The sequence below is a fragment of the Desulfurispora sp. genome (genome assembly GCF_052744395.1).
Genome location: NZ_JBRAJI010000009.1, coordinates 53,418 through 73,936, shown reverse-complemented (window position 1 = coordinate 73,936; position 20,519 = coordinate 53,418). Strand labels below are relative to the sequence as shown.

General features: G+C 52.6%; 18 protein-coding genes and 2 tRNA genes. 13 read left to right on the top strand and 7 right to left on the bottom strand.

Going from position 1 to position 20,519, the window contains the following annotated elements; all coding sequences use genetic code 11:
- Window positions 1-76: 76 nt before the first annotated feature.
- From feoB to ACUVTU_RS04005, 5 genes are all read left to right on the top strand, one after another.
- Window positions 77-2,077 carry a ferrous iron transport protein B gene (gene feoB / locus ACUVTU_RS04025; RefSeq protein WP_445888679.1) on the top strand — a complete coding sequence of 667 codons (2,001 nt, stop codon included), beginning with the start codon at window positions 77-79 and terminating at the stop codon, window positions 2,075-2,077.
- A 249-nt stretch (window positions 2,078-2,326) separates the two neighbouring features.
- A tRNA-Pro gene (locus ACUVTU_RS04020) sits at window positions 2,327-2,403 on the top strand.
- A gap of 165 nt (window positions 2,404-2,568) precedes the next feature.
- Window positions 2,569-3,483: a quinate 5-dehydrogenase gene (locus ACUVTU_RS04015; protein WP_445888678.1), complete on the top strand. Its 915-nt coding sequence runs from the start codon at window positions 2,569-2,571 to the stop codon at window positions 3,481-3,483.
- Window positions 3,484-3,493: 10 nt separating this feature from the next.
- Window positions 3,494-3,850 (top strand): SCP2 sterol-binding domain-containing protein, encoded by a 357-nt coding sequence (locus tag ACUVTU_RS04010; RefSeq protein ID WP_445888677.1) that lies wholly within the window; start codon window positions 3,494-3,496, stop codon window positions 3,848-3,850.
- 1 nt (window position 3,851) lies between these two features.
- Window positions 3,852-5,237, top strand: a complete 1,386-nt coding sequence (locus ACUVTU_RS04005) for an APC family permease (RefSeq protein ID WP_445888676.1) — start codon at window positions 3,852-3,854, stop codon at window positions 5,235-5,237.
- 1 nt (window position 5,238) lies between these two features.
- On the opposite strand, the gene ACUVTU_RS04000 is transcribed toward ACUVTU_RS04005, so the two are convergent.
- Window positions 5,239-5,961, bottom strand: coding sequence for a L,D-transpeptidase family protein (locus ACUVTU_RS04000; RefSeq protein ID WP_445888675.1), 723 nt, complete (start codon window positions 5,959-5,961; stop codon window positions 5,239-5,241).
- 167 nt (window positions 5,962-6,128) lie between these two features.
- Between ACUVTU_RS04000 and ACUVTU_RS03995 the strand changes: the two genes are divergently transcribed.
- The 7 genes from ACUVTU_RS03995 (at window position 6,129) to ACUVTU_RS03965 (ending at window position 12,222) form a co-directional block, all read left to right on the top strand.
- Entirely contained in the window at window positions 6,129-7,916 is a 1,788-nt protein-coding gene (locus ACUVTU_RS03995) for an N-acetylmuramoyl-L-alanine amidase (protein ID WP_445888674.1), read from the top strand.
- A 135-nt stretch (window positions 7,917-8,051) separates the two neighbouring features.
- A complete protein-coding gene (locus tag ACUVTU_RS03990) occupies window positions 8,052-9,032 on the top strand; it encodes a 2-hydroxyacyl-CoA dehydratase family protein (protein WP_445888673.1) in 981 nt (326 codons plus the stop codon).
- 34 nt (window positions 9,033-9,066) lie between these two features.
- A complete protein-coding gene (locus ACUVTU_RS03985; RefSeq protein ID WP_445888672.1) occupies window positions 9,067-9,840 on the top strand; it encodes an acyl-CoA dehydratase activase in 774 nt (257 codons plus the stop codon).
- A 50-nt stretch (window positions 9,841-9,890) separates the two neighbouring features.
- A complete protein-coding gene (locus ACUVTU_RS03980; RefSeq protein WP_445888671.1) occupies window positions 9,891-10,667 on the top strand; it encodes an MBL fold metallo-hydrolase in 777 nt (258 codons plus the stop codon).
- Window positions 10,668-10,695: 28 nt separating this feature from the next.
- Window positions 10,696-11,454 (top strand): ribonuclease PH, encoded by a 759-nt coding sequence (gene rph / locus ACUVTU_RS03975; protein WP_445888670.1) that lies wholly within the window; start codon window positions 10,696-10,698, stop codon window positions 11,452-11,454.
- A 7-nt stretch (window positions 11,455-11,461) separates the two neighbouring features.
- A complete protein-coding gene (locus ACUVTU_RS03970) occupies window positions 11,462-12,070 on the top strand; it encodes an XTP/dITP diphosphatase (RefSeq protein WP_445888669.1) in 609 nt (202 codons plus the stop codon).
- Between the two features lie 78 nt (window positions 12,071-12,148).
- A tRNA-Gly gene (locus tag ACUVTU_RS03965) sits at window positions 12,149-12,222 on the top strand.
- 134 nt (window positions 12,223-12,356) lie between these two features.
- On the opposite strand, the gene ACUVTU_RS03960 is transcribed toward ACUVTU_RS03965, so the two are convergent.
- Window positions 12,357-13,781 carry an NAD-dependent malic enzyme gene (locus tag ACUVTU_RS03960; protein ID WP_445888668.1) on the bottom strand — a complete coding sequence of 475 codons (1,425 nt, stop codon included), beginning with the start codon at window positions 13,779-13,781 and terminating at the stop codon, window positions 12,357-12,359.
- Between the two features lie 202 nt (window positions 13,782-13,983).
- Here ACUVTU_RS03960 and ACUVTU_RS03955 point away from each other — a divergent pair, with 202 nt between their 5' ends.
- Complete coding sequence (locus ACUVTU_RS03955; protein WP_445888667.1) at window positions 13,984-15,258, top strand: HD-GYP domain-containing protein; 1,275 nt, start codon at window positions 13,984-13,986, stop codon at window positions 15,256-15,258.
- A 379-nt stretch (window positions 15,259-15,637) separates the two neighbouring features.
- On the opposite strand, the gene ACUVTU_RS03950 is transcribed toward ACUVTU_RS03955, so the two are convergent.
- The 5 genes from ACUVTU_RS03950 to ACUVTU_RS03930 form a co-directional block, all read right to left on the bottom strand.
- Window positions 15,638-16,153: a DUF6125 family protein gene (locus ACUVTU_RS03950; RefSeq protein WP_445888666.1), complete on the bottom strand. Its 516-nt coding sequence runs from the start codon at window positions 16,151-16,153 to the stop codon at window positions 15,638-15,640.
- Between the two features lie 20 nt (window positions 16,154-16,173).
- Window positions 16,174-17,046: a hydroxymethylglutaryl-CoA lyase gene (locus ACUVTU_RS03945; protein ID WP_445888665.1), complete on the bottom strand. Its 873-nt coding sequence runs from the start codon at window positions 17,044-17,046 to the stop codon at window positions 16,174-16,176.
- 17 nt (window positions 17,047-17,063) lie between these two features.
- The gene (locus ACUVTU_RS03940; RefSeq protein WP_445888664.1) at window positions 17,064-18,080 is read right to left on the bottom strand and encodes a pyruvate carboxyltransferase; all 1,017 of its coding nucleotides are present in this window, start codon (window positions 18,078-18,080) and stop codon (window positions 17,064-17,066) included.
- A gap of 13 nt (window positions 18,081-18,093) precedes the next feature.
- Window positions 18,094-18,876: an enoyl-CoA hydratase-related protein gene (locus ACUVTU_RS03935; protein ID WP_445888663.1), complete on the bottom strand. Its 783-nt coding sequence runs from the start codon at window positions 18,874-18,876 to the stop codon at window positions 18,094-18,096.
- Window positions 18,877-18,940: 64 nt separating this feature from the next.
- On the bottom strand, window positions 18,941-20,485 hold the full coding sequence (locus ACUVTU_RS03930) for an acyl-CoA carboxylase subunit beta (RefSeq protein ID WP_445888662.1): 1,545 nt from the start codon (window positions 20,483-20,485) through the stop codon (window positions 18,941-18,943).
- Window positions 20,486-20,519: the final 34 nt, after the last annotated feature.

The following is a 20,519-nucleotide window of genomic DNA, read 5'->3' as shown; positions in this document are numbered from 1 at the left end:
TAAATATCGCAGAATATCAATGGTTTTTAAAAATTTATTTCACGGATTCAGGTTAATAATAATAAGGAGGTCGCCAATGGCACACTGTCATGCGAGTAGTTCTCCGCTAAAGGATTACCCGGACGTTCGGGAGAAGGTGGTTCTGGCAGGTAACCCCAATACAGGCAAGTCGGTCTTGTTTCATCACTTTACCGGAATGTATGTAGATGTTTCCAATTATCCCGGGACCACACTGGAAATTTCCAGCGGAAAAGTGGGGAGTATTTTGTACATGGATACTCCCGGTGTTTATGGCATTTCTTCCTTCAATGATGAGGAGATGGTGGCCAGGGATATTATCCTGGGAGCGGACAAGATAGTTAATGTTGTTTCAGCCACCCATCTGGAAAGGGATTTATTTCTCACTCAGCAGATCATCGATACAGGGCTGCCTCTGATAGTGGCGCTGAACATGGTTGATGAGGCTGAAAGGCTGGGTATGATCATAGATGTGCAGAAGTTGTCCCGGCAGCTGGGGGTGCCGGTTGTACCCACTGTGGCCGTAAACAAAAAAGGATTCTCAGAACTAATTGCCGCTTTGCCGGCGGCCAGGTCCGGACAGGTGTTGCCGCTGGTGGAGCAGTTGGTCAAGAAGTATGCCGGCGAGGGGGAATATTCTCATATTAGAAGAGAGGACTTGCTGCTAATATTGGAAGGCGATCCGGAAATATCCTCTCGTTATGGGGTGGAGCCTTTAAGCTTCCGGGAAGAAATATATGTAGCCAGACGGGAGTATGTGAACAAAATTTGCCAGCAGGTGATCAGTGAACCGGAGCGCGGTTTAACGGTGGGCAAAGTGATCAGCAGGCTGATGTTGCGTCCGCTTACCGGTATTCCCCTGCTGCTGATGTGCCTGTGGCTGATGTACCAGATTGTCGGCGTGTTTATTGCCGGCGATGTAGTGGGGTTTACGGAAGAGACCATCATGCAGGGATACTATGAGCCGTGGATTCGGCAACTGGTTAGTTATGCTGTTCCCCTGAATTCCTTTCCGGGGCGCTTTTTAACCGGTGAGTTCGGTCTGTTGACCATGACAGTAACCTATCTGCTGGGTTTGCTATTGCCCCTGGTCGTGGGATTTTACCTGGTTCTGTCGGTTTTTGAAGACAGCGGTTATCTGCCCCGGATTGCCACTCTGGTAGATCGTTTGTTGAACAGCATAGGTTTGAACGGCCGGGGCGTGATCCCCATCATTCTTGGTTTTGGTTGTGTGACCATGGCTACTATAACGACACGGTTGCTTTCTACCGAGCGCGAGAAAAGAATAGCTATTTTCCTGCTGGGGCTAACCATTCCCTGCTCGGCCCAGCTGGGAGTTATTGCCGGGATGCTGGCCACGGTTGGGGGAACATACTTAATGCTTTATTGTATCAGCATCTTTATGGTGATGGCGGTTGCGGGCACACTGCTGAGCAGACTGCTGCCCGGGCAGCCTTCCTACCTGCTGATTGACCTGCCCCCCTTGCGCTGGCCCAGGATCGGGAATGTACTGCGCAAAACCTTTTTGAAAACCACTGGCTTCCTGCGTGAAGCAGCTCCCCTTTTTGCCCTGGGTGCGGCACTGATTTCTGTGATGCAGGAAACCGGTTTGCTGCAGGCGATCCAGAACCTGCTGGCTCCCCTGACGGTGAGCTGGCTAGGCCTGCCCAAGGAGGCTGCCACAGCCTTTGTTATGGGTGTGGTGCGGCGCGATTTTGGAGCGGCCGGTCTCACCGCTCTGCATCTGTCCAGCCTGCAGACGGTGGTTGCGCTGGTGACAATTACCCTGTTCGTACCCTGCATTGCTTCCATTATGGTAATCTTTAAAGAGAGGAGCAAAAAAGAGGCTACCTGGATCTGGGGTGCCAGCGTGTGCATCGCGTTTTTCACCGGCGGCCTGATCAAGAAAATGTCCAAGATAATTGCTTCCGTGACCGGTGCGGTCATGCCGGGTTATACAGCCGCTTTACTGGTCACCGGCGGGTTGGTACTGATCATTGCTGCCAGATGGTTTGCTGCCGGTAGAGACAGGGCCGGTACAGCACATCAATGCCGGTAGGGGTGAGTCCGCATGAATAAGCAGACTGACCAAACTACACCATGTTCTGAAATTACCTGCCCGCGCTGTGCCTACAAAATATCTTTGCAGCCGGGAATGGTTTTTACCTGGCAGTGTCCGCGCTGTAACGAGTTTCTGCTTCGCCAGTGTTCCTGCCAGGGGAATTGCTCCGCCTGCCAGAAAATTACCCAAAAATGACACTTGACTTTGGGATGTTTTTTTGCAATAATATTCCTTGCCGGTTCGCCTCGGGACGTGGCTCAGCTTGGTAGAGCGCACGGTTCGGGACCGTGAGGTCGCAGGTTCAAATCCTGTCGTCCCGACCAGGCAAGACCCCGTAAAGCCAGTAAAATCAAGGCTTGCGGGGTTTTTGTTTTCTGCGTACTTCCTCCCATGGCTATATTATTTCAGGCAGGTTGTATCTGTGGTGTATATTGGATAAAATGATTGTAAGCTGTACACAAAACTGTTCACAAAAGAGGTGCCTGTAAATGAAAAAGGTCGTCAGTGTGAGCCTGGGTTCGGCGCGCCGCGATCATGAGGTTACCGTGGAGCTTTTGGGTCAAACCTTTGTCATTGCTCGCCGGGGAACCGATGGCGACTTTGACCGGGCCTGTCAGATGCTGCGTGAGCTGGACGGGCAGGTGGACGCGATAGGTCTGGGAGGCATAGATGTATATTTGCGGGCGGGGGAAGATTGCTATACAGTCCAGGACGGGCTGCGCCTGATGCAGCAGGTCAGGCAAACTCCGGTGGTGGATGGCAGTGGGTTGAAAAACACGCTGGAACGGCAGGTGGTATATTACCTGCGTGAAAAAACCAGCCTGCTACCGCCGGGCAGTCGGGTATTGATGGTGAGTGCGGTAGACCGCTTTGGCATGGCGGAGGCTTTCAGCCAGCTGAGTTGTGATGTAACATACGGCGATTTGATTTTCACTGCTGGCATACCGTATCCGATCAAAGCTATGGATGAATTGAGAGAGATCGCCCGAAAGACGCTGCCCGAGATGTGCAAACTGCCTTTTCACATGCTTTACCCCACGGGAAAGAAGCAGGAAGTCCAGGATGAGGTCAAAATAAGTAAATTCGGTCATTATTATCATCAGGCCCAGGTCATTGCGGGCGACTTCCACCTGGTACGCCGCTACATGCCTCATGACTTGCAGGGACCAACCGTAATCACCAACACAACCACACGGGAAGATGTGGAATTTTTGCGCCGCTGCGGGGTGGGCACCCTGGTTACCACCACACCGGAATTTCAAGGCCGCTCCTTTGGTACCAATGTGCTGGAAGCTGTGCTGGTGGTGCTGTTAAACAAACCGGTGGAGCAAATCATCGAGCAGGACTACCTTGATTTGCTTAAACGGCTGGATTTTCAGCCCAGAGTACTTGAGCTTAATTGAAAGGGGTTTAATGATGGCTACGCACCGGGAAATCACCGAAAGCCTGCGGGCCTTTACCGACGGTTATAATGCCAATCAGAGGCTGATTATGATGAATCGGGACTGGGACAGGATTATACTGGTGAAGGCAGATGATCTGGACTCGGAGCACACGCTGACCTTACGTAATGGCGAATTGACCATGCGCGAAGGCGGAGTGGACCATCCCGATCTGACTGTCATGGCCGACAGTGAAATACTGGCGGATATGTTTTACGGCGACATTACCCCCACCGAACCATATATGAACGGCAGCCTGCGCATTATTGGTTCAGAAGATGATATTGTACGCCTGGACTTCATATCCATGCTGATCTGGGGTGAATGAAGTGCGCCTTAGGAAGGTACTCCCCCTGCGCACGGTGGTGGCTACCAGCGCCGGGTTGACGCTGGCTACCTCTTCATTTATTGCGGCAGTGCAGGTAGCCGGTTTTCTGGCCGGAGATGCCGCCTGGCTGGCTATCCTGATTGGCGGCCTGCTGTGTTTGGCGGCAGGGTCCTGTTTTGCGGAACTGCACAGCCTTTTCCCTTCGGCGGCCGGAATCCGGCTGTATTTTGGACGCGCCTTTGGGGATAAACTGGCCCTTACAGTATCCCTGCTGTATATGCTGGTGATCATGGGCGTAGTGGGTGCGGAGAGCTATGTGCTGGCTTCTATCCTGAACGCCGCCTGGCCTGTGGTACCGCCGGCAGTTTGGATTACAATAATGCTGGTGATGGTAACTCTACTGAATATCCGCGGGGTAAAAGTAGCGGGCAATTTTCAGGATGTGATTACTTACGGTCTGATGCTGGCCACAGCGGCGCTGGCGTTAATCGGCCTTTATAAGGTAAACTTTCATTTGCATGCACCGCTGCATACGGGCGGTATCGCCAGCTTAATCAATGCTGTAGCCGTGGGTGTATTTTTGTTTGTAGGATTCGAGTGGGTAACCCCCCTGGCTGAAGAAGTGAAAAACCAGCAAATCGTCGCCCGCGGCATGTATATAGCAATCGGCCTGCTCAGTGTGGTTTATGCCCTGATCACCGTGGCCATGACAGCCAATATAACCAAAGAAAATCTGGTAGCATCGCCTTTTCCCCAGTTGCTTTATGCCCGGCAGATTCTGGTGGAATACGGGGTGGCGGCTGTTGTGCTCATCAGCCTGGCCTCTTCCATTACTACGTTTAATGCCGGACTGATCAGTGTTTCGCGCTTTTTCTACGCCGCGGCCCGTGAACATGTCCTGCCGGGAGTGTTCAGCCGGGTGAGCATGCGTTTTCTCACGCCGTGGGCGGCCATTGTGATAGTTTTTGTGGTGGGGTTGGCGGTGTCATATCTGGTCCTGTTCAGCGGTCGCTATCTCTGGTTGGTTAACATGGCGGCGGCTACCGAAGCGCTGGTTTACACGCTGGCCGGAGCGGCCGTGCTGGTGCTGCGCCGACGGCTGTCCGGTTCGCGAGAATGGGCTGTAAAAGACAATATAGTACCCGTACTTACTATTCTGGCTTTTGCTGTTCTGGCTGTGGCAGTGCTGTTTACCTATCCAGTGGTAGCTGTGGGTATGGGGGCAGGTTTAACAGCAACGTTCACCTACGTGCATACTGTGGTACCCCGTTTGAAGCAGAGCTATCAAATGAGGCAGCAATCTCGAAAAAAGCGGCGGCCGGTTGCCGGAGGTGCTGCCGAAGCGGTACCGGTTTTGTCGCAACTGGACGGCAAGAGACAGCAGTAGATCACGGTTTTAAATGCAGTGCCCGGTAAAAGGCATCGTTCACCGCGTTGTCCGGAGGCAGATTATTGCGGCGGCGGAAATCTACAACAGCCTTTTCCATTTGCCACCCCCAGATTCCATCCAGCGTCAGTTTATAGCCCTGTTTTACCAGGGCTTTTTGTATTTCCAGCACGGCGCTGCCCCGGTCTCCCCGCCGGAGTATCCGGTAGGGAGGTGACTGATAGGTGAAGGGGTGACCAATAATGTATACCGTGGTTCCCAATGGTACCTGCCGGTACAGCTCTTCTACGTGGCGGTTAAACATCCGGATGCAGCCGTGGCTCTGCCAGTCGCCGATGGATCCGGGCTTGTTGGTGCCGTGAATGCCGTAAATACCCCAGGGGACATTGAGTCCCAGCCAGCGGGTGCCAAAACCAGTGCCCCAGTTGGTGCTTTTGTGTATGACCTTCCACTGTCCGATGGGGGTAGGGGTGGAACTTTTACCTACAGCCACCGGGTAGGTGCGGACGGTCTGGCCATTGCGGATCAACATGAGCCGGCGTTGATGAACATTAATAACAATGTACACAGAGTTGTTGGCTGGAACATTTTTTTTCCATACCTGGCCTGCAAGCAGGCTATCAACTTCCGGGCAGATATACAATCCGGCCCGGACCTGATCCGGGAACGAAAATAAAACAGTCGCAACAATCGCCCAAAAAAGTAGTTTCGATACCCTGTTCATGTTCTCACCTGCCGGTCCGGAGATATATATGTGTTATTTTGTCCGTAGAAAAAGGGGGTTATTTTTTCAGTGCGGGGAACCAGATTGCAATATTTTTCGTCAATATACATAAAAAGGTAATGCATTTCGCTTTACTACGACATCAAGTCCGGGGGGTTGAGAATGAAGTGCGGTTGAGAAAGTGCGTCTGGTCGGTTGGCTTGCTGGTAGTTTTTCTGTGTCTGGCGTCTCCGCTCATGGCCGGTTCTACTGCCATAACGGTGAAAGCCGCTGTGGTGAATTTACGCAGCGGTCCCGGTACCGGTTATGCGGTGGTGGGGAAGGCAAACTCCGGTACCCGGCTGGTGGTGTGTCAGGCAAAAAATGGATGGTATCAGGTGCAGTATGGCAAAGGTATGGCCTGGGTGGCGGGCTGGCTGGTCAACCAGATAAACGGTGGGAGCAAGGTAACTGCGAGCAATAGCAGCGGAACCGGACAGCAGAATGTAGTGGTGCAGGCAAGCGTAGTTAACCTGCGCAGCGGTCCCGGTACCGGTTATGCGGTGGTGGGGAAGGCTAATTCCGGTACACAGTTGGCGGTCATACAGGCAAAGAATGACTGGTATCAGGTAAAGTACGGCAAAGGTACGGCCTGGGTGGCGGGCTGGCTGGTCAAAAAATCCGGGCAGAGTACTTCCTCCAACGGCAACACTGCCGGACAGCCTGCCCATCAGCCTCCAACCTCCAGCCCGGTATCGGGTAGCGGTTTTGTAGCCGGCAGTACTGTAAACCTGCGTAGCGGTCCCGGAACAAATTATGAGGTGCTGGACCAGTTGTCGTACGGGACGCCCCTGGTATTGTTGAATAAAGCCGATAACTGGTACCAGGTTCGGTTGCCGGGTGGTAAAACCGGCTGGCTGATTGCCACTCTGGTGCAAATGGGTGCGCACGGTGCCATTGTTCCGGCAGGTGATGTATCCCGGGGAGAGGTGGATCGCCAGGAGGGACAGGCTGGTGAACCCGAAGATGTGGACAGGCAAGTGGGCGGTTCTGCAACAGTCGAGCTCACCCAAGTGGAATATGCTGTATCAGAATCTCTGGAAACGGTTACCTTGCATCTGAGTGGAAAAACGACAAAATTTAATGTTTTCCTCCTGGGTAATCCCAACCGGCTGGTTGTGGACATACCCGGTACCAGGCCGGGTAACGGACTGACCGAGGTTAATAGCGGGGGGGAGCTGGTCAGCCGGATCAGGATAGGCTATTTTAGCAAAGAACCCGACCAGGTACGGGTGGTCCTGGATCTGCACAAGGATGTATGGTGGGAAAGCCGGGTGGATGAGCAGGTCGGGACCATTCAACTGCTGCTTAGACCGGCTATCAGCAGTAGAAATGATCCCAGGAAACTCATCGTGCTGGATGCCGGGCATGGCGGAAACGATCCGGGGGCGATAGGCCCAAATGGCACCCGGGAGAAAAACATCAACCTGGATATTGTTCTGAGGCTGGCGGAAATTTTGCGCCAGCAGGGAGTGGAGGTTCTGCTTACCCGCTCCGACGACACCTATGTGGACCTTTATGAGCGGACTGCTCTGGCTAACCGGGCAGGGGCGGCGCTGTTTGTCAGTGTGCACTGCAATGCCAATCAAAATCCGGCCTACAGCGGTACAAGCACATATTTTATCAGGACTCCGGCGGAGGAGAACCGGCAACTGCAACAGCAATCTGCCCAACTGGCGCGGAGTTTACAGCAAGAGCTGGTCAATCAATTAGGTAGAAAGGATATCGGAGTGTTGCAGGCCAATTTTGCAGTGCTGCGCACCAGCACCATGCCGGCAGCTCTGGTGGAAGTAGCCTTTCTCTCCAATCCGGATGAGGAAATTTTGCTGGGCGATGGCTCATTTAGACAAAAGGCTGCCCAGGCTATTGCCAGCGGTTTGTTAAGCTACCTGCAGCAGAAGATGGCCGTTAATTAACGGAATTTGCTATTCAACGGGAAACCCGGGGAAATGCCCCCGGGTTTTTATTTATGCTTTATTGCCTGGAAAGGCTGTTGACGACAAATCAGGACAAAATATACAATGTGGATGATTGGCAGGAGGGGCACCACTATGGAAAAAATAGGTATTACAACAACTGTACCGGTAGAAATAATCTATGCCGCCGGTTGTGTTCCAGTAGATTTAAACAATGTCTTTATTACCTCTGCGTCTCCCGGGCAACTGGTGGAAGAAGCCGAGCTGGCCGGCTATCCCCGCAATGTTTGCGCCTGGATTAAAGGGATTTACAGTGCTGCTTTGAAATTGGGGATCAAGAAAGTGGTGGCTGTCACCCAGGGTGACTGCAGCAATACACATGCGCTGATGGAGACATGGCAGCTGACGGGTATGGAAATTATTCCTTTTGCCTATCCCTTTGACCGGGACTACGATCTGCTGAAATTGCAGCTGCAAAAATTTATGGATCTGCTTGGTGTTGACTGGTCTCAAGTGCGGCGAGCCTGGCAGGAACTGCAGGAAGTAAGGAGGCTGGCACACCAAATTGACGAACTGACCTGGCGGGAGAACCGGGTGCGTGGTCAGGATAATCATCTATTTCTGGTCACTTGCAGTGATTTTAACGGTAACCCGCAGGAATATGCTGCTCGTGCCCGGCGGTTTATTTCCGAGCTGCCGGCTGAACCGCTGGCCGGTACGGATGAGGTGCGGCTGGCCTATATCGGGGTGCCGCCTATCATGGACGATCTATATGATTATGTCGAAAGCCGGGGAGCGCGGGTGGTATTCAATGAAACACAGCGCCAGTTCAGCATGCCTTTTTCGACGGATGACCTGATTGAGCAGTACCGCCTGTACACTTATCCCTACGGTATATTTTTCCGGCTGGAGGATATTCAGGAACAGCTGGTGCTGCGCCGTGTGCGGGGTGTTATTCATTACGCGCAGAGCTTTTGCTACCGGCAGATAGAAGATATGATCGTCAGGGCCCGCCTGTCACTGCCAGTGCTCACTCTGGAGGGGGATCGGCCCAACAGGCTGGATGCCCGTACCAGAATGCGGCTGGACGCATTTATAGAAATGTTGCGCAACTGAGTGCTCCGGCACGCAAGAAAGGGGAAGTAACAGGTTGACTGTCAGCTGGGGAATTGATCTGGGCAGCCGCAATATCAAAATAGCTTTGCTCCACCGGCCGGAAGAAAGGCTAGAACTTTTTCAGTACGACACCATAGAGTTTTACCGCAGCCGGGGCAGGATGCAGGATGGGCGACTGGTATTGAACCTGGAGGGGCTGCCTGGTCTGGACAGTTTGCCCGACCGGCTGGTTTGTACCGGGTACGGTAGGCAGACCGTGGCTGTGGCCGGGGCGGTTACTATTCCGGAAATTAATGCTCACGTTTTGGGTGCTGTTTATCTGAGCGGTGAAAAAAATTTTACCCTGCTGGATTTGGGCGGGCAGGACAGCAAGGTGGCTCTGGTGCGGGAGGGCAGGCTGGTGGATTTTCTCACCAATGACAAATGTGCTGCCAGTACGGGGCGCTACCTGGAAAACATGGCTACTGTGCTGGGGATCAGCCTGGAAGAACTGGCCCGGCACAGCGAAGACCCCGTTGAGCTTTCCGCTACCTGTGCCATTTTTGGTGAGAGCGAATTGATTGGTCGAATCCTGGAGGGCCATTCCATGTCCCGGCTGGCCGCCGGGGTGAATTATACGATTTTTAAGAGAACCTATCCCTTGCTCCGCCAGCTGGACAGTGACAGGATTGTGTTTACCGGAGGGGTTTCCCGCAACAGAGCCCTGGTGGAAATCATTGGCCGGGAAACTGGCCGGCCGGTTATCGTGCCTCCCCATGCGGCTTTTGCCGGGGCTATCGGCTGCTGTCTGCGGGCTGCAGTGGATTGAGCTGTTGTGATATACGGAGCAAGAAGTTGACTTAGAAAGGGGAAGTGTTTATGCGTGTGACGGTACTGGGATGCTGGGCGCCCTATCCGGCGCCGGGAGGAGCCTGTTCGGGTTATGTGATTCAGGATGCGGCAGCCAATACCGTGCTGGATCTGGGTCACGGTGCATTTAGCCGTCTTCATCAGATATTTGACTTCCGATCGGTTCATTCGGTAATTATTACCCACCTGCATCCCGATCACTATGCTGATTTGCACTGTCTGCGCCATGCTGTGGCCGGTGCCTTGCGCGATGGCAGCCGCCGCCAGGGTCCGGTAAATCTTTATTTACCTGATCAGCCGGCGGATGTGGCCGGTTATTTTGCCGGATGCCAGGACGCTTTCCGCACTGTTTTTATTAAAGATTTACCCACGGAAATTGTGCCCCCGGGTGTGCAGGTGCATGTCTGTCAGGTGGGACCGGTGCGCTTTTTCCTGCTGCCGGTGCAGCATAATCTACCGGCCTATGCGGTGGGGGTAGAGGGTTCCGGGTATTTGGTGTATACCGGCGATACCTGTCCAACTCCTGAACTGGTACGATTTGCCGAAAAAGCGGATATACTTTTATGTGAGGCCAGTGGGCTGAACAGCGATGAGAAGGCAATGGCCGGCCGCCATATGACGGCGGGGCAGGCGGGGGAACTGGCCAGGCAGGCCCGGGTGAAAGAACTGATCCTGACCCATTTCTGGCCGGAATACGACCTGGAGGAGCTGCGCCGGCAGGCAGAGGATACTTACGGTGGCAAAGTATATCTGGCCACAGAAGGGGATACTTATTTTGTACTGTAAAATTAACAGTGATCCGGGAGGGAATGATGTGTACACAAGACCGGATGGCCGGGATTACCGTCAGTTGCGACCTTTCAACATAGTGCGCGGGTTTAATCGCTATGCCGAGGGTTCGGTATTGATTGAAATGGGGTATACGCGCGTGATCTGCACTGCCACGGTGGAAGACAGGCTGCCCCCTTTTCGTAAAACTGCCGAGCAGTGGGGCTGGTTGACGGCAGAATATGGCATGCTGCCCCGGGCTACAGCGGAGCGCACCGCCCGGGAGGCGTCCAAAGGCCGTCAGGGTGGGCGGACTATGGAGATCCAGCGTCTGATCGGGAGAGCGCTACGGTCAGTGGTAGACCTGGCAGTGCTGGGTGAGCGGACGCTGATCCTGGATTGCGATGTTATCCAGGCCGATGGGGGTACCCGCACGGCTTCCATTACCGGAGCTTTTGTAGCTATGGTGGACGCTCTGTACGGATTATGGCAGCGGGGCCTGATAGCCAGAATGCCGGTGCGGGACTTTGTGGCCGCGGTAAGTGTGGGCCGGGTTCAGGGTCAGGCTCTGCTGGATTTGTGTTATGAAGAAGATGCGGCAGCAGAAGTGGATATGAATGTGGTGATGACTGGCCGGGGGCAGTTTGTGGAAGTTCAGGGAACCGGTGAAGAAGCATTTTACAGCCGGACCGAACTGGACAGCATGCTGGATCTGGCCCAGGCCGGCATTGGACAGCTGGTTGCTTACCAGCAGCAGACCCTCGGCCGGGAGATTACCTCATTGATTCAGTCACAGGGAGGTTAAGCGGAAAATGCGCATGGTTATTGCTAGCCGAAACCAGGGTAAGATCCGGGAAATTCGAGCGCTGCTGGCTGATCTCCCTTTAGAAATTCTTTCTCTTGCCGATTTTGAGCAGATTCCGGAACTGAAGGAAGAAGGGGCGACTTTTCAGGAAAATGCTGCCGGTAAAGCGCGAGAAGTTATGCAATATACCGGCCTGCCCGCCCTGGCTGATGACAGCGGTCTGGAAGTAGATTATCTGGGTGGCGCACCGGGGGTATATTCGGCGCGTTTTGCCGGAAGCGGTGCTTCAGACGATGAAAACAACCGCAAGCTGCTCAAATTGCTTGCCGGCGTACCCATGAAAAAAAGAACAGCCCGGTTTGTCTGCGTGATTGCTGTTGCCACTCCCGACGGGCAAATGTACTACAGTGAAGGAAAATGCGAGGGAGTCATTGGCTTTGCTGCTGCCGGTGACGGGGGATTCGGTTACGACCCTCTGTTTATTGTGCCTCAGTACGGGAAAACCTTTGCGCAGTTGCCTTTGGAGATAAAAAACAGCATCAGCCACCGGGCTCAGGCTCTGTCTCTGGCCCGGGAGATTATTGCCGGACTCCTGCTGGAGGAACGGGGCGTGTAGATCTACTCATCTCTTGACAGACTGTTTGTGCCGCATTATAATACTAATTGCTGCAATACAATACAGTCTTGTTGACAAGCGGGTGTAGCTCAATGGTAGAGCACCGGCCTTCCAAGCCGGGTACGTGGGTTCGATTCCCATCACCCGCTCCATTTCATTTATTGGTATTACTGGATTTTCTAGCTTCTAGAACACCTCATCAAGAGAAATAGGCCGGTGCTGCTATTTTGAATAAAAAACCGGAGCTTGCTGGTAGCAGCTCCGGTTTTTTTATGCCAGTTGGCGACTAGATTAAATTATAATTATCTATATCACCAGTGTGTTTACGGGCTACGCCGGTGCTTTTGGCGGCCCTGGCTACCGCCTGGGCCACTACTTTTACTACTTTGGGGCTGAACACTGAAGGGATAATATTTTCCGCATTTAACTGCTCCGGTGTGATGATGTTGGCCAGGGCTTCCGCTGCGGCCAGGTTCATGTCATCATTAATGCAGCGGGCATAGCAGTCCAGAGCACCGCGGAAAATTCCCGGAAAGGCCAGTACATTGTTGATCTGATTGGGATAGTCAGAACGCCCTGTGGCCACTACGCCGGCAATGTCGAAGATTTCTTCCGGGGCGATTTCTGGCTCCGGATTGGCCAGAGCAAACACTACCGGTTTCTCATTCATGTTTAGGATATCCTCTCTGATCAGGAGGCCTGGCCCGGATACGCCAATGAAAATATCTGCATCTTTAATAGCCTCTGCGAGGTTGCCGCTGATCTCCTGAGGGTTTGTATTTTCCGCCAGCCAGCTTTTGTACCGGTCATGGTAGGTGCGCCGGGAACTGATGGCCCCCTGGCGGTCACAAACCACAATATTGTCAGCGCCGGCCTTGAGCAAAATTCGGGTGATGGCCATTCCGGCAGCACCCGCACCGCTGATCACAATCTTGCACTCGGACAGTTTTTTACCCACCACCTTGAGAGCGTTGAGCAGACCGGCCAGCGTGACAATAGCGGTACCATGCTGGTCGTCATGAAATACGGGAATGTCCAGCTTTTCCCGCAGGGCTTCTTCAATGATAAAGCACCTGGGCGCAGCTATATCTTCCAGGTTGATGCCGCCAAATACCGGTGAAAGTGCCACTACGGTATTGATGATCTGTTCCGGATCCTGTGTATTCAGGCAAATGGGGAAAGCATCAATGTTGCCAAACCGCTTGAACAGCAGGGACTTTCCCTCCATCACCGGTAGCGCTGCAGTCGGGCCCAGGTTACCCAGGCCCAGAACCGCCGAGCCGTCGGTAACAATAGCTACGCTGTTGCCTTTAATTGTAAAACGGTAGGCCAGATCGGGATTCTGGTAAATGGACTGGGCAACTTTGGCTACTCCGGGGGTGTACACCAGTGAAAGGTCTTCGCGCGTTTCAATGTTTCTTTTGGCGGTTACCTCCAGCTTTCCACCCAGGTGCTTGAGCAAAATCCGGTCGGCAATATATATAACGTCCACACCGGCCAGGCTGTCCAGCCTGGCCGCAATATTTTTCAGGCTTTGCTTGTCGGGAACCCGGACCATGAGTTCTCTGATAACGTGATCCTGGGAAGCGGAAAGCAGATCAATTGAACCAAGGCTGCCGCCCGATTCGGCAATGGTGGTCAAAACCCGGGCCAGTGTCCCTGGTTTGTTCTGCAGCCTGAGACGTATGGTCACATTAAGTGAGATTGGCATGAGCTGAACATCTCCTTGCGTGCGGATCTTGTATTCATAATACAAAGCATATATTGGCATTATAGCAAAAATATTGACTTAATAAAACAAAAAATTTTCTCGTTACTGGCAAAATATTACTTGATTTATTGGTTGAGTAGAGTTATAATAGGCCTTGGAAAGGCATAAAACATAATTATATCACATCTTGGGGGTAAGCACAATGCCGCATCAGGCATTGGCTAGACGGTTATTTGATTTTTATTTCTATCTGGTCGTGGTTGCTGGCTCTTTGGTAATTTATGAGGCTGTTACTAACTTTAACCTGGATCACCTTGCTGTATTGTTGTTGTGGGTGGCTTTTGCCATACCCATTGAGATGAATCCGGTTTTGCTAAATACCAAGGATCAGATTACACTGTCGTTCTCCATTAATCTGGCAATGGTCATAATATATGGCTTTGAGTTTGCCATAATTGTTTCCTTGATTGCCAATGTGGTTACTGATGCCTGGGGTAGGAGGGGATGGCAAAAGCTCCTGTTTAACGCCTGTCAATACGCTATCACCATTTTTTTGACGGGCGAGGTGTTTTATTATTTCAAAAAATCTGCCGAAATATTTTTGCTTCCCGATGATTTGCCCGCGCTGATACTGGCCAGTTTTACATATGTGACGGTAAATGTTTCGCTTGTTTCAGTAATTGTCTCTCTAAGTTTACAAAAACCATTGACCTATGTCATATTTTGTGATATCGGCATGAAGGTACTATACTTTACTACCTTGGCGCCAATAAGTATGCTGATGGTTATTTTGTACAGCGTGCAGCCCTGGGGTATGCTTCTGCTGATACCACCCTTGGCTACTGCTCACTTAAGTTACAAGAGCTATTTCCAGCTCAGTCGGGAAACGCGTCAAACATTGGAGGTTATTTCCGAGATAATCGATTTGCGTGATGTGTACACAGCCCAGCATTCCAGAAGAGTGGCTGAGTACGCCCGGATGATTGCCGAAGAAATGAATTTGCCGCCCGAAGAAGTGGAGCAGATTTATACGGCGGGTATGGTACATGATTTGGGAAAGATATCGGTACGCGATAATGTGTTGCTCAAACCGGATGTGCTAACCGATGAAGAATACAACGTGATGAAACAGCACAGCAAAAGTGGCTACGAAATTTTAAAGAATCTGGACATGTATAAAAAAGGGGCTATGTTTGTGCTTATGCATCATGAGCGAGTTGATGGTCGAGGTTATCCGCTGGGTTTGCGCTGTTCGGAAATCCCTCTGGGGGCAAGGATAATGGCGGTAGCTGACAGTTACGATGCCATGACCACGGACAGGCCATATCGCAAAGCTATGGACAGTACTAAAGCGATGCAAATATTACGCGAAAATGCAGGAACTCAGTTTGACCCTTCTGTTGTAGAGGCCTTTTATAGAATAATTAATAAAATTCAAAATAATGAATTTATGAAAGGAGGGTATTCGGGATGCTGAGATGGTTTTCCATGATTCCGTACAATCTGCTGATGCTGGGTCTGTTTTTCGTGATTGCCCGCTCGCAGCGCTGGTAGCGCCAAATGACTGGCAGTGCAGTCCTGGGTATTATTCAATTAGCACAATCTAAATACCTGCAATGATAGAAAATGGAGGTTGAAGAATATGCTGAGATGGTTTTCTATGATTCCGTACAATCTGCTGATGCTGGGTCTGTTTTTCGTGATTGCTCGCTCGCAGCGCTGGTAACGATAGACAAGAGCAAGGCTTGCAAATCTAACATACATAAAGGTGAGGACAGAAATGAACAGCAAAAAAATTCCCACTCTCTAACATGGTTTAGAGGTGGGAATTTTACATTTTATATACCTTACCCGGGTTACTCCTCCAGTTTGAATTCCCAGGCGCAGTAAAATTCCGAGGGATGTTCATCCGGCGGGCAGGCAATGCAGCAGGTTTTCAAGCGCGGGTCGATGGTGCGGGCAAAGTATTCATATTCTACCAACCCCACTTGCTTACAGGGGAAATCGGGTAACCCCTTCCGTTTGCGGGCGGACTGCACCCGGCAATCATTCATGCGAAAGATGATCGTGTTTTCGTCAACGTCAAGGATCTCTTGTTTGTTAATAAATGCGTACAGGCGCAGCATCAGAGCTTTTTTCAGGGCCGGAATACCCTGTCCGGGAGATATCTTTAAGATATCCATAATCCGCTGGGCTTCAATGACTGTGAATTTCCTCCAGGCGGCAATGTCAGCTTTGATTGCCTCTTCCATGCCATGAGCCTGTTCTACTGCCTGAAACCACAATCCGTCATGGGCCAGCCAGCGTTTGGCCAGGTCAACGATAAAACTGTACAATTGCTCACGACTAAAATATTCCAGTTGATTTGACATGCTGGTTTTGCTCCTTTCGCTCAAGTAATTTGTAAATGAGGGGCTTGTTCGGACAATTTTTCCAGGCATTTCAAGGAGACCCCGGTATGGATGCCCATTTTCTGCAGCATAAAAACCACTTTTTCGGTGGCTACATTGCCCCGGGCTCCGGGCAGGAACGGGCAGCCACCCAGGCCTCCCAGAGACGTTTCAATAACAGTGACACCGGCCATAATTCCGGCCAGCACATTGACCAGACCCAGGCCGTGGGCATCGTGCAGGTGCAGCCCCCAGGTAATACCCGGGAACATTATTTTCAGGGACTGCACGGTTTGATAAACCTGACGGGGATGGGCCAGCCCCGCGGTATCGGCCAGTATAATTTCACCGATGCCCAGGTTGCGGATGTGCTCAACAATGTTCTGCAGATGCTGCTGATCAACGTCTTCTTTCCCGGGGTAGCCAAAAGCAGTGGCAATGGCTACCCGCAGGGTGATACCATGTTGGGTAGCCAGGTGGTGTATTGCAGACAGTTCCTGCAATGCATTTTCAATGGTTAAGCCGCTGTTGTCCAGGCTGTGGCTTTGGGTGGCAGAAATCACTGCCGCTAGGTTGGTCATTCCGCTGGAAGCGGCTCTTTTTACTCCGATGCTGTTTATTACCAGGGCACTGTACACAGGTGTATGCTGCTTACGGTCGGTGCACTGCAGGATATTACACAAAAGTTCAGCATCCGCGTGCTGGGGTACAGCGCGCGGGCTGACAAAGGAAGTGATCTCCATTTCGCGCAAACCGCACCGGCCAAGCTGGAGGATGAAGTGCGCTTTGTATGCTGCAGGGATCACTTGCCGGATGCTTTGCCAGCCGTCTCGCGGCCCTACTTCCCGCAGGCGGATGCTATCAGGCCACTGCAATATGTCCGGACCTCCTTTTAGAATCCGGTCTTTCCTTTGGGGATGCGCCCGGTTCTGATGCATTCACTGCGCAGGCGCCGGCCGCATATTTTTTCCACCATGCGGCCAATCTCCAGCACCCGGTCAACGTTAACGCCGGTGTCAATGCCCATTTCGTCCATCATTACCACCATGTCCTCGGTGCAAACCAGGCCCACAATGTTGGGATCCTGGTAGTAGTATGAGCCGGTTCCCGGTACCGGGCTGCCACCCACAAAGTTCGCCGGCTGGCCGCCGATTCCTCCCATGGTGCTTTCAAAATGTGTTATACCGGCCTGCAGCGCTGCCAGAACATTGGCCAGTCCCCAGCCCCGGGTGACGTGGAAATGCGCTACATGCAGTGCCGGATCAGGCAGCGCGTCCAGGATCATGCTGAAGTACTCGTATACCTTGTTGGGCGGGGCCGAGCCGTCGTGGTCGGCATGTTCAATATCGTCCGCGCCAATGGACAGGTATCTCCGGGTAAACTCTACCGCTGTCTTTAATTCCGTGGGGCCCGCAATGGGACATCCCCAGATTGTACTCACTGTACCGCAAAATTTTATGCCAGCATCGTGCGCTTTCTGAATGCAGCGCTCGGTCATGGCCCAGTATTCCCGGTGGGTCATGCCGGAGTTTTTTAGCTGGTGGGGCTCGGAAGTGGAAATCATCTGTAAGATACGGTCCGGGCCGTGGCCCTCTTTTTTCGCCTGAATAGCCCGGTCAACGGCGCGTTCACTGATGGTAACCGCTGTAAGCTCTACTTCAGGCAGCAAATGCTGCACTTTTTTACTGCTTCGGATGGCCTGGAAAAGTTCGTCGGCGTCGGCAAACTGGGGCATGGCTTTGGGATTGCCGAAGTTGGTCACTTCCAGCCGCCTGAAGCCAGCCAGAATCAGTTCTTCCAGCACCCACAGCTTGGCCGCAGTGGGAATCAGGATTTCCTCATGCTGAAATCCGTCCCGTACCGTGATTTCGCCGAGTACGACTTTGTCTGGATATTTCAGGATGCCCATTTAGCAACCTCCTTTATCGCCCCTTGTACACAGGGCGTCTTTTTTCGTTAAATGCGCGCAGCCCTTCATCGCGGTCTTCTGTTTTTAAACACACGTTGTAACACTCGGCTTCCAGGGACAGAGCACTGTGCAGTTCAATGTCACTGCCCAGGTTGATGGCCAGTTTGGCCTGGCGCAGGGCAATGGGGCCGTTGCGGGATATTTCTTGCATGATCTGCATGGTTTTCTCCATCAACTGGTCGGCCGGCACCACATAATTGACCAGGCCCAGCTCCAGCGCCTGCCGGGCCGAGATGCGCCGACCGGTGAAAATCAATTCCTTGGCCCTGGCCCGGCCGATGATGCGGGGCAGGAGCTGTGTTCCGCCGCCCCCGGGTATGATGGCCAGGCCTACTTCGGGTAAGCCAAAAGAAGCGTTTTCGGCGGCAATGATAAAATCGCAGCCCAGGGCAAATTCGGTGCCCCCCCCCAGAGCAAAGCCGTTAACAGCTGCCACCAGCGGCTTGCAGAAATCGATAACTGCTGTAAAAGTCTTGACAAAAAGCGCTCTTTGGCGCACCATTTCTTCTTTGCTCATATGCTGGCGCTCTTTTAAGTCGGCACCGGCACAAAAGGCTTTCTCGCCCGTTGCCGTCAGCACAGCAGCAAATATCTCTTCATCTTGCTCAAAATCACTTAAAACCTGAAGTAGCTCCCGGGCCATTTGCGTGTTTAAGGCGTTCATTACGCCGGGCCGGTTGAAGCTGATGATCCCGATATGCTCTTTTTTTTCTACCAGCAAGGTTTCATAAAACATTCAATATACCTCCAGCAAACCTGGCTTGCCCCCGGGGTGATAGATGCAGTACTTCGAGCGGTTTTCAAACTGGATAGACCGGATGTTTGCGGCGGGAGAATTCCTGTTTTTTGCTGCTGTACAGCGCAAAACGTTTAATCAGCTCATCGCGCAGGCGGTGGGTGCTGATAACCTGGTCCACAACCAGCTCGGAAGCCAGGCGGTAAATATCAATGTCCTGACAGTATTCCGCTCTCTTCTGAATGACAAAGGCTTCGCGTTCTTCGGGCGATAGCGCTTTGATCTTGTTCTCATAAACGGCATTGACGGCTGCTTCCGGTCCCATCACAGCGATCATGGCGGTGGGGAGAGCCAGGCAGCAGTCCGGTTCAAAGGCCGGGCCGCACATGGCATAAAGTCCGGCTCCGTAGGCTTTGCGTACCACTACCGATATTTTGGGGACTGTAGCCTGGGCCATGGTTGAGATCATCTTGGCCCCGTGCCGAATAATTCCCTGCCTTTCTACCGCTGACCCCACCATGAAGCCGGGAACGTCCATCAAAAAAAGCAGGGGAATATTGAATGCATCGCACAGGTCCATGAAGCGGGCACCCTTATCTGCCGAGTCAACAAACAGCACGCCTCCCTTGACTTTGGGCTGGTTGGCCAGAATACCTACTACCTGGCCTCCCAGGCGGGCCAGACCCGTGATCAGCTCGGGAGCGAAAAGCCGCTTGATTTCAAACCAGCTGCCTGCGTCAATGAGCGCATGAATAAATTCATACATGTCAAAGGCGACACTTTCCCGGGTGGGAACGATCTCTTCAATGGGACGACCGGGGGCCGGTGGTAGTGCCTGGTAGGAAGGAGGCTTTTCTGTATAGTTCTGGGGAAAATAAGCCAGATATGCCCGGCAGGCTTCAATGGCCTCCTGTTCGGTGCTGACCAGCAGGTCGCCGCAGCCGCTGATTGTGCAGTGCATGCGGGCGCCTCCCATTTCTTCCAGGGTTACTTTTTCGTATATGACCATTTCAGCCATGCGGGGTGAGCCCAGGTACATGCTGGCATTGCCGTCCACCATGAAGACCACGTCGCAGAAAGCTGGAATATAGGCACCTCCGGCTGCCGACGGGCCAAATAACAGGCAAATTTGAGGGATCATGCCGGACATTTTTACTTCATTGTAAAAAATACGTCCGGCGCCCCGCCGTCCGGGAAACATTTCGATCTGGTCGGTAATCCGCGCTCCGGCCGAGTCCACCAGGTAAAGCATGGGTACCTGCATGTCGATGGCTGTTTCCTGTATGCGAATGATTTTCTCTACAGTGCGCCAGCCCCAGGAACCCGCCTTGACGGTGGAATCATTGGCCATGATACAGACCGGTCGCCCGTGGATGCGGCCCATGCCGGTGACTACGCCGTCGGCGGGTAAATCACCCGCCAGATTGTTGGCCCACAGGCCGTCCTCAACGAAAGAGTCGGGATCTACCAGCAGGGCAATGCGTTCCCGGGCAAACAATTTTCCTTTGCGGGCGTTGCTTTCATGGTATTTGGGTGCGCCACCTCTTCTGATTAAAGTTTCTTTTTCGGAGAGCTCGCTGTTTAGTTGAGCCAGGCTTTTCTCTTCCAAATTCTATCTCACTCCTTTGGCCGGTCTGGCCAGT

Coding starts and splice junctions, on each gene's coding strand:
- feoB (WP_445888679.1), top strand. CDS start 77: ATGGCACACTGTCATGCGAGTAGTTCTCCGCTAAAGGATTACCCGGAC.
- ACUVTU_RS04015 (WP_445888678.1), top strand. CDS start 2,569: ATGAAAAAGGTCGTCAGTGTGAGCCTGGGTTCGGCGCGCCGCGATCAT.
- ACUVTU_RS04010 (WP_445888677.1), top strand. CDS start 3,494: ATGATGGCTACGCACCGGGAAATCACCGAAAGCCTGCGGGCCTTTACC.
- ACUVTU_RS04000 (WP_445888675.1), bottom strand. CDS start 5,961: ATGAACAGGGTATCGAAACTACTTTTTTGGGCGATTGTTGCGACTGTT.
- ACUVTU_RS03990 (WP_445888673.1), top strand. CDS start 8,052: ATGGAAAAAATAGGTATTACAACAACTGTACCGGTAGAAATAATCTAT.
- ACUVTU_RS03980 (WP_445888671.1), top strand. CDS start 9,891: ATGCGTGTGACGGTACTGGGATGCTGGGCGCCCTATCCGGCGCCGGGA.
- ACUVTU_RS03970 (WP_445888669.1), top strand. CDS start 11,462: ATGCGCATGGTTATTGCTAGCCGAAACCAGGGTAAGATCCGGGAAATT.
- ACUVTU_RS03960 (WP_445888668.1), bottom strand. CDS start 13,781: ATGCCAATCTCACTTAATGTGACCATACGTCTCAGGCTGCAGAACAAA.
- ACUVTU_RS03955 (WP_445888667.1), top strand. CDS start 13,984: ATGCCGCATCAGGCATTGGCTAGACGGTTATTTGATTTTTATTTCTAT.
- ACUVTU_RS03950 (WP_445888666.1), bottom strand. CDS start 16,153: ATGTCAAATCAACTGGAATATTTTAGTCGTGAGCAATTGTACAGTTTT.
- ACUVTU_RS03940 (WP_445888664.1), bottom strand. CDS start 18,080: ATGGGCATCCTGAAATATCCAGACAAAGTCGTACTCGGCGAAATCACG.
- ACUVTU_RS03935 (WP_445888663.1), bottom strand. CDS start 18,876: ATGTTTTATGAAACCTTGCTGGTAGAAAAAAAAGAGCATATCGGGATC.